Raw genomic sequence first — 15,773 nt, forward strand, 5'->3', positions numbered from 1 at the left:
ATGAAGCTGTTAAAAATCCTATTGTTAAGCCTGTGTTTGCTGGCATTGTGGCAAGGCAGTATTTGGCTGTTGCAATTACCCCATTTTTTATTGCCCGGTCCGCAAGCGGTGTTTGAACGTTTAATTCAGCAACACGAATTATTGTGGCAGCATAGTCAAATTACCTTATTGGAGATCTTTCTCGGCCTGTTATTAGGTTTTGCATTCGGGTTGATTTCTGCTTTTTTACTGGCATTATCGCCAAAAATCTCATCATTTTTATTGCCATTATTAGTGATTTCACAAGCTATTCCCGTTTTTGCCATCGCCCCGTTATTGGTGCTGTGGTTTGGCTACGGTTTAGCATCTAAAATTGTGATGACGATTTTAATTATTTATTTCCCCGTAACCGCTGCCTGTTATGACGGTTTACGCAACACGCCGAAGCAATGGCTGCAACTGGCTCAGACCATGCACATTTCACCGCTGGCAATGTTGTTTAAAGTGAAATTGCCTGCAGCCTTGCCCTCACTGGCTTCGGGTTTACGGATTGCGGTATCCATTGCTCCTATCGGTGCGATTGTGGGTGAATGGGTCGGTTCATCACAAGGTCTGGGTTATTTAATGCTACAAGCCAATGCCCGCATGCAGGTGGACACTATGTTTGCTGCCTTGTTTATTTTGCTGTGTATCGCCTTATTACTTTATTTCTTTACGGATTACGCATTACGCAAGGCATTGCCTTGGGTACAGCATTTACATTAAAAAGGAGAATGTATGTCGTTCACTCAACAACTGATAGCGGGATCCGGTTCCCATTGGAAAGCCTATGTACAACACGAATTTGTTCAAAAATTGGCGGACGGCAGTTTACCGAAAGCCGGTTTCCAGCATTATTTAAAGCAAGATTATTTGTACTTATTTCAATACAGCCGAATATTTGCACTGGCGATATTTAAAGCGGAAAACTTTGCTCAAATGGAAACCGCACAAAAAATGTTAAATGCGGTGCTGTCGGAAATTCAGTTGCATATTGATTATTGCCGCAGTTGGGGCATTGATGAAAAAACGTTATTTGCCACGCAAGAGTCCGCTGCCTGTATTGCTTACACGCGTTATGTTTTAGATTGCGGGATGAACGGCAGCTTGGCAGAACTCTATGCGGCGGTTGCACCTTGTGCTTTGGGCTATGCGGAAATCGGCCGTTGGATTGCGGATAATCGATTAAGCCCGCCGAATAATCCTTATCAAAGCTGGATTGATATGTATGCTTCCGCAGAATTTCAACAAAGTGCGGTAGAAATGGACAGCATTTTAGATGAACTTTGCCGTGATCTCACTGAAAAACAACTCGCCAAAGTGCAACAGATTTTCACCACAACAACACGAATGGAAGTGGGGTTTTGGCAAATGGGCTTGGATTGTTTTTTATAAATATAACTCAAAGGAGACAAAATGAAAAAAATCAAAATAGCAACCGCTCTTTTATACAGCGTATTTTTTAGCAGTTCTGCTTTAGCGGAAAAAGAAAAAATCACCTTATTGCTGGATTGGTTTGTAAATCCGGTACACGCCACAATGGTGGTGGCACAGCAAAAAGGCTTTTTTGCGGAACAAGGCTTAGAGGTGGAAATGGTGGAACCTGCAGATCCGTCCGCTCCGCCTAAGTTGGTTGCCGCAGGACAGGCGGATATTTCGATGGATTATCAACCTAATTTATATATGCAAATAGACGAAGGTTTGCCTTTGGTGCGTATCGCTACGCTGGTTTCTACGCCGCTTAATAGTTTAGTGGTGCTTGAAGATAGTCATATTCAACAACTTTCTGATTTAAAAGGTAAAAAAATCGGTTATTCGGTCAGCGGCTTTGAATCTGCCCTGTTAGGTACAATGTTGAAATCGAGCGGTGTTTCTACTGATGAAGTGGAAATGGTGAATGTGAATTGGTCGCTTTCTCCGGCATTAATTACCAAAAAAGTGGATGCGGTGATTGGTGCATATCGCTGTTTCGAGCTGAATCAATTGAATTTGGAACATCATAAAGGCAAAGCTTTTTTTCCGGAAGAACACGGCGTACCGGCGTATGAAGAACTGATTTTGGTGGTGAATAAAAACCGTGTTAATGAACGAAAATTTTCCAAATTTTTAACCGCACTTGAGAATGCCGCCAACTATATCAAAACCAATCCGGAGGCGGCTTGGCTGGATTTTATGAGTTATAAGCCGAAGGATTTGGATAATGAACTGAACCGCTTGGCGTGGCGTGATACAGTACCGGCTTTAACGACTCAGGTACGGGCGTTGGATCGTGCTAAATATCAACAAATGGCAGAATTTATGTCGGAAAATAAATTGATCAAACAAATTCCGCTCATTGATGATTATGCCGTTGAGCTGAAATCAGAATAACTAAACAAAGAAACTCATATGAAAACATTGAAACTCATAGCATTAACCTGTGGTTTGGTCTTCAGCAGTTCCGCTTTAGCAGAAAAAGAAAAAATTTCGTTATTGCTGGATTGGTTCGTTAATCCGGATCATGCGGTAATCGTAGTAGCACAACAAAAAGGCTATTTTGCCGAGCAAAATTTAGCCGTTGAAATTGTGGAACCGGCCGATCCGTCCATGCCGCCGAAATTAGTGGCTGTGGGTAAAGCGGACATTGCGGTGGATTACCAACCGCAATTACAAATGCAAGTGGATGAAGGATTACCACTGATGCGAATTGGTACGTTAGTACCATCGACATTGAATAGTTTAGTGGTATTGGAATCCGGCGGTATTAAACAATTATCTGATCTTAAAGGGAAAAAAATCGGTTATTCAGTGAATGGAGTTGACACCGCATTATTAGATACGATGCTGAAATCATCGGGTTTATCCGTAAAAGATGTTGAATTAGTCAATGTAAATTGGTCGCTTTCATCTGCGTTAATCAGTAAACAAGTGGATGCCGTGATTGGGGCACTTCGTAATTTCGAACTCAATCAATTAGCATTGGAAAATCAACAAGGTAAAGCATTTTTTCCGGAAGATTATGCGGTACCGGATTATGACGAATTAATTTTGGTAATTAACAAGGAAAGCGTAAAAGCAGAAAAATTTTCTCGATTTTTAACCGCACTTGAAAAAGCCTCCGAGTATATTCGTGCTAATCCGGAAGCCGCATGGCAGGATTTTGCCAATTATAAACCGAATGATCTGAATAACGAATTAAACCGCCGGGCATGGCGTGATACGTTGCCTTATCTGGCGACGCAGATACGTGCTTTAGATAGAAGCAAATATCAAAAAATGGCAGAGTTTATGTTTGAGCATAAATTGATTAAACAAATTCCGGCTATTGATGATTATGCCGTTGAGTTGAAATAGGTTGGACAAATGAGCAAGTTATTCAAAGGATTCGGTCAATTCGGACCGGGTATTATTATGGCATCATCTTGCGTGGGCGGTTCGCATATTATCGCGTCTACTCAAGCCGGCGCCTATTACGGCTATCAGCTGGCACTGTTTATTATTGCGGTGAATTTACTGAAATACCCGTTTTTCAATTTTGCATTCAGTTACAGTCATCAGCATAATAAAAATTTATTGCAGGGTTATGCGGAAAAAGGCAAGGGCTATTTGTGGGTTTTTCTGGCATTTAACCTGTTTGCTACGGTGGTTAATATTGCAGGCGGCACACTGCTTTCAGCAGTGTTATTGGCGATGTTGTTACCCGTAGAATTGCCGCTAAATGTGTTGAACATTATTGTGATACTAAGTTTTATGGCATTGTTGTTTTATCATCAATATCAAAATCTGGATCGAGTATCAAAAACCATTATGTTACTGTTGACAGTCATTACCGCAGTTGCCTTGCTTGTAGCGTTGCAACAGCCAAGTAAACCGGTCACGGTTACATTTATCGAACCATCGCCTTGGACGTTAAGTGCCATTCCTTTTCTGATCGCCTTAATGGGCTGGATGCCCGCACCGATGGAGCTGAGTGTGTCCAGTTCATTATGGGTGACAGAAAAAATCAAACAAGATCCGAATTACCGTCATAAATCCAAATTAGATTTTAATACGGGTTATATTGTCACCATTATTCTTGCTTTAATGTTTATGACCTTGGGGGCACTGGTGCAATACGGCAAAGAAATCACGCCGTTAAGCGGCGGTAAATTTATCCATCAATTTGTGGATATGTATGCCTTGAGTATCGGTGAATGGAGCCGCCGGCTGATGGCTTTATTGGCGTTTATTTGTATTTACGGCACAACCATTGTGGCGGTAGACGGTTATTCCCGTTGTAATCAACAAGCGGTGGGACTATTGCTGGATCGCCCGCAAAGTGCGGTGATTTTTTCAGAAAAAATACTGCGTTATTGGATTATCGCAGCGTGCTTGGTAGCCTTTGTGATTATTCAATTTTTCAGCGGAGCAATCGGCAAGATGGTCCCTTTTGCCATGACTGCTTCTTTCGTTTCCGCACCGGTATTTGCCTGGCTTAATCTCAGTTTGGTAAAACGTCGGGAACAACCGCAATGGCTGTGGTGGTTGGCGATTTGCGGTTTGTTATATTTAATTGCGATGGTGTTTTTATATTTTGCCGTTGTTTGATATAGGGCGTTCCGGTTTAACCTGAACGCCCTGTGGTAACAAAATAATATCAATTCAATTAAGCGGATTTATGACGATTTACATTTACTGTAGCCATAGACTGTCCGCCCCCGGGAAGGGATACGGATACCAAATGTTGTTCGGTCACTTCTAACCGCCAACGGCCGCTTTCAATGGCTTCATGGTAACTTTTAGGCAATTCGAAGGTTTTACCTGCCGGAAACGAATAATCACAAAGTTCATGATTGTTTTCGTCCAAGATACGGATTTTGTAAGGTTTGTCCGTATTGGGTTTACGTTCGATTAATTGCCAAGATCCCAGGCAGTGATTTAACCCCTCGACGATATAATGACGAGGTAAATCTTCCGGCCATTGTGCCTCAAATACATCAAGGACGCTACTATGATGAAGCATATAGGGCTTAATTCGCGGCCAAACATATTCTGCCAGAAAATATTGATCTGCGTGAGTTGGATGCAAATTTCCTTGGCTCACATATTTCTCCATCCAAATACGAATAGCCGCAAGCAAACCGTGTCGCACGCCCCACATACCGGCTAAGATAAGATCACTATGGCTATACCAATCCCGCATAACATGAAACGGTTTATCAGATTCCAGCCAAATATTGACTAAGCGTTGTTCTCGCGGGTTAATAATTGAATCCGCATCACGAAAAATAACCGCATCGCAATCATCTTCCAATGCTAAAAAACGCCAAAACGTACCCGGAAAGTGGCCGGCATTAATGTTCGCAACATTAATACATTCCACACCTAAAGCCGTTAAACGGGGTATCAGATGATGAGGTACAGTGTGATCATGGTAAACCCGCATTGTCCAACCGGGATAAATTTCCTGCATACATTGGGCATTAATGATAAGCGTTTCGCAATAAGCCGGATCACTGCCGTATAATGAAAAAACCACCAAACGTTTGGTAAAGCCTCTCCGCATGGCTTGTTCTTCACGCAATATAGTTGCTTCATTGCCGTATAATCGGGCATCATCGAAATGTTTTAATTTCCAACTGAGATAAGACAAATTACTTACCACGGGTAACCGTTCTTGTCCTTGAAATTTGTGCACAACATTTTTTAAGCAGGTCACGGCAATAGGGTAATACATTGGGACTTTACTATCTCGCAGTAAATAACCTATTTTGGCTGAACATCCGGCATACTGTGATGTCGGTACATCAGACAGAATGTTTTCAATCAGTGCGGATAATTCTTTTACCGGTTGTAACGAATCCACGGCAGCACGCAAAGGAGCAAGTAGTTCTGCGGATTTTGTTCTTCTGATTTCTATCATCGTACTGTCTCATAATATATGCTGTTAAAGTTTAAATAAATCTGATAGTCATACCGTTTTATGAGGCGATTGCTTCCAATCGCCACAATTCTTCAAAGGTTTCACGGCGTTTAATTAAGTGCGTTTGTTCGCCGTACACTAATACTTCAACGGCACGCGGGCGTGAATTGTAAGTGGAAGCCATGCTTGCTCCGTAGGCTCCGGCACTGCGTTGAGCGATTAAATCACCTTGTGCAATAGCAAGAGTGCGTTGTTTACCCAAGAAATCTGAGGTTTCACAGATTGGGCCGACCACATCATAAACTTGCGGTTTGCGGTCTAAAGTGCGGTCAACTTCGACGATATTCATATAGGCTTGATACAGAGCCGGGCGGATCATGTCGTTCATTCCCGTATCGACAATGGCGAAATGGCGATCTTCGTTGGATTTCAAATATTCTACTTTAGTTACCAAAATCCCCGAATTGGCGGAAATCGCCCGTCCGGGTTCTAAAATAATTTCTAACCCTTTGTATTGTTTTAATTTTTCCAATAGGGCTTTAGTGTAATCTGTCGGATGCGGCGGTGTTTCATCGGTGTAAGTTACGCCCAGTCCGCCGCCAAGGTCTAGATGTTCAAGCTCAATACCGTCTTGTGAGAGTTGTTCCATAAGCACGATAATACGATCCGTCGCATCCAGGAAAGGTTGTAAGTCGGTGAGTTGCGAACCGATATGACAATCCATTCCGGTCACTTTGATATGCGGTAACAGAGTGGCGGTACGATAAACTTCACGAGCCTGATGTACACTGACACCGAATTTATTTTCTTTCAATCCGGTGGAAATATAAGGATGAGTATGGGCATCTACATCCGGATTGACCCGTAACGAAATGGGGGCAATTTTACCCATTTTTTCCGCAACGTCATTGATACGGTGTAATTCTGCAATGGATTCCACATTAAAACAACGGATTCCCACTTCAAGAGCACGAAGGATTTCGCTTTCAGATTTTGCGACGCCGGAAAACACTACTTTTCCGGCTTCACCGCCGGCTGCGAGCACACGTTCCAACTCACCTTGAGATACAATATCAAAACCTGATCCCAGTTTTGCCATCACATTTAAAATGGCGATATTCGGATTGGATTTTACCGCATAGCAAATCAAGTGGGGATGATCGCCGAAAGCCGTATCAAAGGCGTGCCAATGGCGTTCTAATGTGGCTCGGGAATAAATATAGGCAGGCGTACCGTATTGTGTCGCAATATCGCTGACGGCGACTTCTTCTGCGTAAAGGCGGTTGTTTTTGTAGTTAAAAAAATCCATGGTGTTGTGTCCGTATTATTATTTTTGAAAGCGTTCATAGTGCCATTTTATGTGCGGAAAGTCGATAAAAAACCACCGCACTTATGATAATTTTAACGAAAGTGCGGTGGTTTTTAGAAGATTTTTACATCCAGGCGTTATTGCGGATAATACCTACGGCGATGCCTTCAATTTCAAAATACGGCTGTTCTTCCAAATTAACCACGATAGGATCAAATTCTTCGTTTTCGGCGTGTAAGTAAACCACGGAACCTTTACGTTCCAAACGCTTTACCGTGACTTCATCGTCAATGCGAGCCACGATAACCTGACCGTTACGCACATCCTTGGTGCTGTGTACGGCAAGTAAATCGCCGTCCAAAATGCCGATGTCTTTCATTGATTGGCCGTGAACTTTCAATAGGAAATCGGCGGCAGGTTTGAACATATTGGCATCCACTTTATAGGTACCTTCGATATGCTGTTCCGCTAAAATCGGTTCGCCGGCAGCCACTCGACCGATTAGCGGTAAGCCCTCTTCTTCTATGCTTTCATCTTGTTCCAATAACAAACGAATACCACGGGATGTGCCGGATAACATTTCGATCACTCCTTTGCGGGCAAGGGCTTTTAAGTGTTCTTCTGCCGCATTCGGCGAACGGAATCCCAATTCTTTTGAAATTTCCGCGCGTGTCGGCGGCATTCCGTTATCCGACCAATAGCGATAAATAAAATCATACACTTCTTGTTGGCGTGCGGTCAGTGCTTTTAATGGCTTCATTTTGCCCCCTTTTTATGATTACGTTACGTTTAAATATGTGCGAATATTGATTAGTGTAATTATTTATCCTGTTTTTTTATACAATTATGCTGTGATTGCATACAGATGTAAAGCATTTTCCGTGATGTATCCTTAAATTCACGCATAAATTTTGTGAACTCACTCTAATTATTGTGATTCCGTTCTAACGAGAAGGGGATTTTATGGTAGACTAACGGATTGTAAAAATCATTAAAAATGGATATTGCATTATGTCTAGCTTATTGAAATTGTATAGAAAATTTTTGAGTTCGCCATTGGCATTGGTAAAAGAAAATCCGATTCCCCATAATCCGGTGGAAGAATTGGGATTAAACACCGAACAACCTTTCGTTTATGTATTACCTTATACGTCACAAACGGATTTATTGATTTTCCGTAAAAATTGTTTAGCACTAGGGCTGCCGGATCCGTTGCAGGAAAATGAAATTGCCGGTACTAAATTAGCCCGTTTTGTCTTTTTGGATGAAGGTCGCCGCATTTTTAAATCCAAAGGCGTAAAACAGGAAACCGAAAATTTATTCAAAAAATACGTGAAATTACACCGCACTTCTGATGATTTGGATGTGCAAATGGTGCCGGTTTCCGTATTGTGGGGACGTGCACCGGGCCGTGAAAATCAAAATAAATTACCGGATTTGCGTTTGGTCGGCGGGGTGAAAAAAGCACTGGCGACTTTGTGGTTCAGAAGCGATATTTTTGTTCGTTTTTCCAAAGCAGTGTCTTTGCGACAAATGCTCAATGAGCACGGCACGGATAAAAAATTATCGCAAAAATTAGCACGCGTAGCCAAAATCCATTTCTCCAGACAACGCCTTTCCGCCACCGGTCCGCAACTGCCGGATCGTCAGGCAATGTTTAATAAATTATTAAATTCGCCGATCATTTTATCTGCCATCGATGATGAAGCGAAAGCGAAAAAAATCAGTCAGGATAAAGCCAAAAAAGAAGCACAGAAAATTTTGGATGAGATTGCGGCAAACGTGAATTACGAAGGTTTGCGTATGGCGGATCGCTTCTTGAGTTGGTTGTGGAATAAGCTGTATCAAGGTATCGAAGTGCAAAATGCCGATCGTGTGCGGGCACTGTCTTTGGAAGGGCATGAAATTGTGTATGTGCCTTGTCACCGCAGTCATATCGACTATTTGCTGTTATCTTATGTGTTATACCATCAAGGCTTATTTCCACCGCATATCGCTGCGGGAATTAATTTAAACTTTTGGCCGGTGGGCGGTATGTTCCGTCGTGGCGGTGCGTTCTTTATTCGTCGCACGTTTAAAGGAAATCGACTCTATTCGACGATTTTCCGTGAATATTTAGCGGAATTGTTCCATCGCGGTTATTCCGTGGAATATTTTATTGAAGGTGGTCGTTCCCGTACCGGTCGTTTATTGACACCGAAAACCGGTATGATGTCTATGACTTTGCAGGCATTGCAACAGGGACAAACCCGTCCGATTTCGTTGGTGCCGGTATATGTGGGTTATGAGCATGTATTGGAAGTGGACACTTACGCGAAAGAATTACGTGGTGCGGAAAAAGAAAAAGAAAATGCCGGTCTGGTATTGCGAGTCATTAAAAAACTGCGTAATTTGGGTAAAGGATTTGTGAATTTCGGCGAACCGATCACCTTAACCAATTACTTAAATCAGCATTTCCCTCATTGGAAAGAGAATAATGAAAGCGAAGAACGCCCGGCTTGGTTTCCACCGGCGGTCGATCAAATTTCCAATCAAGTAATGGTGAATATCAATAATGCGGCCGCAGTGAACGCTATGAATCTTACCGGCATGGCGTTATTGTCTTCCCGTCAGCGGGCGTTGTCACGGGAACAGTTATTAGAGCAGTTAAGCAGTTATCAACAATTTTTACAGAATGCTCCTTATTCCGCCGATATGATGGTGCCGTCGGATACACCGGAAGAAATGCTCAATCATGTGTTGAGTTTGGATCGTGTCGGTATGCTGACGGAAAAAGATAACTTTGGTGAGATCATCCGTTTAGAACGCAGTTCGGCTGTGTTGATGACTTATTATCGCAATAATATTCATCATTTATTTGTCTTGCCGTCATTAATCGCCAGCATTGTGTTGCACCATGAAGCCATTCAAAAAGATCTGGTAGAGGATGCCGTGACGAAAGTCTATCCGTTCTTGCGTAATGAATTATTCTTACATTTCGCACCGGAACAATTGGGCGGTTATATTGATTTAATTATCAAAGAGTTACATCGTCAAGAACTGATTAAGTGCGGTGAGAATTTGTTGAGTATTAACAAACCTCGCGTGCGGGCATTACAGTTGTGGGCGGCAGGTGTGCGTGAAATTATGCAACGTTATTACATCACCTTATGCCTGTTACAAAAAGACGGTGAAATGTCTCGCACTACGTTGGAAAAAGAAAGTCAATCTATTGCACAACGCTTATCAGTATTGCACGGCATTAATGCACCGGAATTTTTTGATAAAGCAGTATTTTCGACCTTTATCGGCAGTTTGAAAGAAAACGGTTATTTTGATGAAAGCGGCATTGCGGTGGAGGAGAAAATCAATGAAATCGCGGCGATTTTAACTCGAATCATTTCTGCGGAAGTCAGCCTGACCATTCAAAGTGCGGTGGAAAAAACTGAAGATTAAGTTTCACCCGACAAAACAAAAAATGCGGCGATTGCCGCATTTCAGACCATTGACAATAGAAATTAGGCGGGGTTGTCAATAGCCTGAAAGTGGGTAATAAATACCCACTTTGTTAAATAATCCCCTGCTCTTCCAGTTTACCAAGGAAATACGGCATTTGGTCACGCCAGAGCGGCCAATCATGTGCCATATCGTGTCCCCAGTAGTCGAACCAGCCTTGAATGCCTTTTGCATTAAATGCATCTTGCAGACGGCGGGTGTCTTCTACATGTTGTTCTTCCCACGCACCTTGACCGACAGCCACGATGTAATGGTTTTGGCGATAGCGTTCTAAGAACCAATGATCGTTTTGATTCCACAAATAGTCGATTGGCGAGTTGTAATACACCGCCGGATCGCCGTTAAATTCGTGGGTAAAGAAACGGGCGTCGTATACACCACTCAGTGCAATAGCGATGTCAAACAAGTCCGGATGACGTAATGCAAAGTTTACTGTATGGAATGCCCCCATACTGCAACCGGTGGCGATCATCGCACCACCCCATTGGGATTCGTGGCGGATCAGCGGCACTAATTCGTTGACGATATAGCGATCGTACGCATTATGTGCCAACGCCATATCATGACCGGATTTATAAGTTGCTAACCAAGATTCGCTGTCGTACGAATCCGGCGTGTAGAATTTGATTAAACCGCGATCGATAAATGTACGGCAGGCTTCGATCATGCCGAAATTGCCGTATTCGTTTTGGTTGCCGCCGGATGATGGAAACACGATCACCGGTTTGCCTGCGTGACCGTAAACGTTAAAGTACATTTCGCGGCCTAATTCACCACTCCATTGACTTCTTCTTTCAAAATGCATTGTTGTATTCCTATTAATATTTTTGTTGGGCAAATTGGACGATTTCACGCATCTGTTCGATGGTTTCGGTACGGGCTAAAATGCCGTGCTCACCCATAATTTTCGCAAATACGCCCGGTACGTTTTGCACACTGATAATATTATGTGCAAATTTTTCGCACACGTACGGAATTGCATTAACATAATGTTGGTTTGCTTTACGGGAAATATATACCACGTTCCATGGGTGTGTAATATGCGAATGGAACTGATTTTCACGCACGATATTGGCATATTCGCGGAACACGTCGAAATCGTTGGCGTAGTTCCACATGTCGATGGTTAAACCGCCCGGCGGACGGCAGTTGATTTCTAACGGCAATAATTCGCCGGTTTTCTTCACGCGGAAGAATTCAAAATGGAAGAAACGTTCTCTCACGTTAAAAGCCTTCACGCATTTTTGACCGAGTTCCACCAGTTTCGGGGAAATCTCGCGCGGCACGTAGTAGAACATATCGCCGTCTTTTTCCACCGTATCCAACACCGCTTCGGAATATTCAAGACCGGCATAGAACACGATATTACCGTCGTGATCGGTTAAACCGTCAAAAGTAACGATATCGCCGTCGATAAATTCTTCCATAATATATTCGACATGCGTGTTTTTATAGCCGAAAAAGGCTTCCAATTCGTCCGCATTTTTGATTTTATAGGTATCGCTCGCCCCCACGCCGGAATTTGGTTTGATGATCACCGGGAAGTTTAATTTTTTCGCTAATTGACGGGCGGCTTCATCACTCTGGAAGACTTGCCCTTGTGCGACTTTCAAACCGGTTTTGCGGAAAATTTCTTTCATTTGTGCCTTGGTTTTGATCGCCAGCATATCATCATTTTTATAACCGAATACATTGAAATCGGTACGCAATTTTGCATCCAGCTCCAACCAATATTCGTTGTGCGACTCAATGCGGTCAATTTTGCCGTATTTATGGGCAAAATATGCCACTGCACGGTAAACCTGATCGTAATCTTCCATATTATCCACGCGATAATATTCGGTTAGGCTATTTCGTAAGGTTTCACTTAAAGATTCATAAGGTGCATCGGCAATCCCTAAGGTATTAATCCCGTTTTCACGCAATCTAACGGCAAACGTCTCAAAATTGGTTGGGAAATGCGGCGAAATCATCACAAAATTTAATGGTCTTGACATATGTTTCTTCCTGTTATTTTTTTATTAAAAATTATTATATGGTCCTTTGCATTATACAAGACTCAATCAAATTATCACCAATATTTGCTCATAATTTATGAAAAATGTGTAAAATTAACCGCACTTTTGATACCGATCATAACGGATATAACAAATCGGCTTTAGCATTGGCATTATGATAAACGGACATTAAACAAACCTTATGCACGGCATTGAATTACGGATTAAAGGCAAAGTACAAGGCGTAGGATTTCGCCCTTTCGTGTGGCTATTGGCTAATGAATATCAGCTTAAAGGTGATGTCAATAATGACGGTGAAGGCGTGTTGATTCGGTTTTTTGAGCCAAATTTCACCGCACTTCAGGGGTTTCTGACGGATTTATATGCCAAATTGCCGCCCTTGGCAGAAATTACCGCGTTATCTCAACGGGAAATGCAATGGCAGAATTTGTCGAACAGTAATGAATTTGTGATCCGTGAAAGCGAAGGCGGCGCTATGGATACGCAAATTCTGCCTGATGCCGCAACTTGTCCAGAGTGTTTGGCGGAGCTGTTTGATCGGAACAATCGCCGTTATCATTATCCTTTTACCAACTGCACGCATTGCGGCCCGCGGTTTACCATCATCAAAGCCATTCCTTATGATCGTAAAAACACATCCATGGCCAATTTCCCGTTTTGTCCCGAATGTGAGCGGGAATACAAAAATCCTGCCAATCGTCGTTTCCATGCTCAACCGAACGCTTGCCCTGTTTGTGGTCCGCATATTTGGTTGCAAGATAACCAACATATATTGGCCGAGCGGGAAAATGCTCTGAAACAGACCACACTTTTGTTAGTTAAAGGCAATATTATTGCAGTAAAAGGTTTGGGCGGATTTCATCTGGCTTGCGATGCTACCAATGCAGAAGCGGTAAATAGATTGCGACAACGAAAACATCGCCCAAGCAAACCGCTGGCTATTATGGTGCCGAGTACCGATTTTTTACAAAATCTCAGTGATGAGGAATGCAAATTATTGCAATCCGCTGCTGCCCCTATTGTGTTATTGAAAAAACATAAAGTACCGCATATTGTGCAGGAAATTGCACCGAATTTACTGGAAATTGGTGTGATGTTACCAAGTAACCCGTTGCAACATTTATTATTACGGGAAATCAATAGACCGCTGGTGATGACATCTGCCAATCCAAGCGGTCAGCCACCGGTATTGGATAACCAAAGTGCGGTGCAATTTTTGCAAAATTTGGCTGATTTTTATTTGTGTCATAACCGCGATATTCTACAACGAGCCGATGACAGCCTGGTTCGCATTGCCTTTGACGGCATAGAGACTTTGCGGCGTGCAAGAGGTTATGTGCCGGACGAATTGGTGTTGGATCTTGACAATACCCGACATATTTTGGCCATGGGTTCCGATCTGAAAAATACATTTTGCTTATTGAAAGGCAATAAAGCGATAGTCAGTCAGCATATCGGCGATACCGCTAATGAATTAGTACAAACCCAATTGGTGAACAATACGACATTATTCCGACAGATCTATCAATTTGCCCCTGAACTCATCGCCGTAGATGCTCACAGGGGGTATTTTTCATCACACATCGGCAGGCAAATGGCTCAAGAACAGCAACTGCCTTGCGTCACTGTGCTGCATCATCACGCCCATATTGTCAGTGTGATGGCGGAACATCATTACCATAAACCGGCGATCGGCATTGCATTGGATGGCATCGGTATGGGAGAAAATCAACAGCTGTGGGGCGGTGAATGTTTGTTGGTGGATGAAAAAAATTGCGTGCATTTAGGCGGATTACCCGCCGTCGCCCTGCCCGGCGGTGATTTGGCAGCAACGCAGCCTTGGCGTAATTTATTAGCACATTTGAAACAGTTCACACTAAATTGGCAGCAAATTATGACAACGTGCTGTCCGCAACAAAACTGGCAACTGTTAAGCCGAGCCATCGAACAAGGCATTAACAGTCCGCGTATTTCATCTGCAGGGCGGTTATTTGATGCGGTGGCTTATTCATTGGGCATAGCACCGGATTCGTTATCTTGGGAAGGAGAAGCTGCCTGCCATTTGGAAGCGTTGGCTTGGCAATCCCAATATATAAATTTCGCTGAAAGTGCGGTAAAAAATCAGCAAATTTCGGTAAAAATGCCGTTATTAGATAATATATTAGATTTAGCCACATTTTGGCAATCTTGGTTTGCTTATGAAGCCGAGCCCGCCGATAAAGCCTTGGCTTTTCATATGGCGTTGGCACAGGGTTTTGCCGAGCTGGCCCGCCGACAAGGGGGACGACATCATTGCGATACGATTGTGCTGTCCGGCGGTGTGATGCACAACCAATTATTACGCCGTTTACTGAAAGCGGAATTAGCGGAATTTAATGTACTTTCAGGCCATCAATATCCCATGAATGACGGCGGATTGGCTTTAGGGCAGGCAGTGATTGCTGCTTATAATACGGAAAGCTGATCTACGCTATTAATATTGATAAACCCGTCTTTTTCAGCGGAAAAATCTACTTTTTCCGCTTTTACTTCCCGCATAAAAAACAAAATCCGTCGTTCGCCACGGGCAAGATAATCCGTTAATAGCGGAATTAATTGGGTGGAAAGCAGGCAAAACGTAGGGTGAGCTCGTTCGCCATCGTGAGCATAGGCGGCTAAAACTTTATTAGAACTGACCGCACTTTGTAATTTTTCCAGCAAATTCAACGGCAAAAGCGGGCAATCGCAAGGTACAAATAACACAAAATCAGTGTCGGCTTGTTTTAACCCGCTCAACATACCGCTCAGCGGCCCTTGAAAATCCGCCAATTCATCGCTGAACACCGGCAAACCGCTTTGTGCATAAACTGCTTGGTTGCGATTCGCATTGATAGTGATATTGTTGATTTGCGGCTGCAAACGTTGTAGGACGTGCTGAAAGAGTTGTCGATTTTGTAACAGTTGCAAGCCTTTATCAACACCGCCCATCCGCTTGCCCTGTCCGCCCGCTAAAATAACTGCACTGATTGTGAATTTCATATTTCTTTCTGGCCTTATTTAAAGTATGATCTCG

13 protein-coding genes are annotated in these 15,773 nt (G+C 43.0%); 7 read left to right on the forward strand and 6 right to left on the reverse strand.

The window, feature by feature from the left end:
- Genes EDC44_RS03600 through EDC44_RS03620 form a run of 5 tightly spaced genes read left to right on the forward strand, consistent with a single transcriptional unit; the run spans position 1 to position 4,584 of the window.
- Positions 1 to 744 carry an ABC transporter permease gene (locus tag EDC44_RS03600; RefSeq protein WP_131975482.1) on the forward strand — a complete coding sequence of 248 codons (744 nt, stop codon included), beginning with the start codon at positions 1 to 3 and terminating at the stop codon, positions 742 to 744.
- 12 nt (positions 745 to 756) lie between these two features.
- A complete protein-coding gene (gene tenA, locus EDC44_RS03605) occupies positions 757 to 1,413 on the forward strand; it encodes a thiaminase II (protein ID WP_131975484.1) in 657 nt (218 codons plus the stop codon).
- Positions 1,414 to 1,434: 21 nt separating this feature from the next.
- Positions 1,435 to 2,388 (forward strand): ABC transporter substrate-binding protein, encoded by a 954-nt coding sequence (locus tag EDC44_RS03610; protein ID WP_131975486.1) that lies wholly within the window; start codon positions 1,435 to 1,437, stop codon positions 2,386 to 2,388.
- Between the two features lie 18 nt (positions 2,389 to 2,406).
- Positions 2,407 to 3,351 carry an ABC transporter substrate-binding protein gene (locus EDC44_RS03615; protein WP_131975488.1) on the forward strand — a complete coding sequence of 315 codons (945 nt, stop codon included), beginning with the start codon at positions 2,407 to 2,409 and terminating at the stop codon, positions 3,349 to 3,351.
- A 9-nt stretch (positions 3,352 to 3,360) separates the two neighbouring features.
- Positions 3,361 to 4,584 carry an NRAMP family divalent metal transporter gene (locus EDC44_RS03620; RefSeq protein ID WP_131975490.1) on the forward strand — a complete coding sequence of 408 codons (1,224 nt, stop codon included), beginning with the start codon at positions 3,361 to 3,363 and terminating at the stop codon, positions 4,582 to 4,584.
- A gap of 58 nt (positions 4,585 to 4,642) precedes the next feature.
- Here the strand turns inward: EDC44_RS03620 and EDC44_RS03625 are convergent, their stop codons facing one another.
- From EDC44_RS03625 to lexA, 3 genes are all read right to left on the reverse strand, one after another.
- Positions 4,643 to 5,899, reverse strand: coding sequence for a hypothetical protein (locus tag EDC44_RS03625; RefSeq protein WP_131975492.1), 1,257 nt, complete (start codon positions 5,897 to 5,899; stop codon positions 4,643 to 4,645).
- A gap of 58 nt (positions 5,900 to 5,957) precedes the next feature.
- The gene (gene lysA, locus EDC44_RS03630; RefSeq protein ID WP_131975494.1) at positions 5,958 to 7,208 is read right to left on the reverse strand and encodes a diaminopimelate decarboxylase; all 1,251 of its coding nucleotides are present in this window, start codon (positions 7,206 to 7,208) and stop codon (positions 5,958 to 5,960) included.
- Positions 7,209 to 7,332: 124 nt separating this feature from the next.
- The gene (gene lexA / locus EDC44_RS03635) at positions 7,333 to 7,968 is read right to left on the reverse strand and encodes a transcriptional repressor LexA (protein ID WP_131975496.1); all 636 of its coding nucleotides are present in this window, start codon (positions 7,966 to 7,968) and stop codon (positions 7,333 to 7,335) included.
- A 251-nt stretch (positions 7,969 to 8,219) separates the two neighbouring features.
- Between lexA and plsB the strand changes: the two genes are divergently transcribed.
- Positions 8,220 to 10,643: a glycerol-3-phosphate 1-O-acyltransferase PlsB gene (plsB, locus tag EDC44_RS03640; protein ID WP_131975498.1), complete on the forward strand. Its 2,424-nt coding sequence runs from the start codon at positions 8,220 to 8,222 to the stop codon at positions 10,641 to 10,643.
- A gap of 112 nt (positions 10,644 to 10,755) precedes the next feature.
- On the opposite strand, the gene EDC44_RS03645 is transcribed toward plsB, so the two are convergent.
- Positions 10,756 to 11,508, reverse strand: a complete 753-nt coding sequence (locus tag EDC44_RS03645; protein WP_131975500.1) for an esterase family protein — start codon at positions 11,506 to 11,508, stop codon at positions 10,756 to 10,758.
- A 13-nt stretch (positions 11,509 to 11,521) separates the two neighbouring features.
- Positions 11,522 to 12,700, reverse strand: coding sequence for an ATP-grasp domain-containing protein (locus EDC44_RS03650; RefSeq protein WP_131975502.1), 1,179 nt, complete (start codon positions 12,698 to 12,700; stop codon positions 11,522 to 11,524).
- Between the two features lie 202 nt (positions 12,701 to 12,902).
- Between EDC44_RS03650 and hypF the strand changes: the two genes are divergently transcribed.
- The gene (gene hypF / locus EDC44_RS03655) at positions 12,903 to 15,185 is read left to right on the forward strand and encodes a carbamoyltransferase HypF (RefSeq protein ID WP_131975504.1); all 2,283 of its coding nucleotides are present in this window, start codon (positions 12,903 to 12,905) and stop codon (positions 15,183 to 15,185) included.
- Here hypF and mobA read toward each other — a convergent pair.
- Positions 15,167 to 15,739, reverse strand: coding sequence for a molybdenum cofactor guanylyltransferase MobA (gene mobA, locus EDC44_RS03660; RefSeq protein WP_131975506.1), 573 nt, complete (start codon positions 15,737 to 15,739; stop codon positions 15,167 to 15,169). The two genes, hypF and mobA, sit on opposite strands and share 19 nt — an antisense overlap.
- Positions 15,740 to 15,773 lie beyond the last annotated feature (34 nt).

This window comes from Cricetibacter osteomyelitidis (genome assembly GCF_004340985.1).
Lineage (GTDB): Bacteria > Pseudomonadota > Gammaproteobacteria > Enterobacterales > Pasteurellaceae > Cricetibacter > Cricetibacter osteomyelitidis.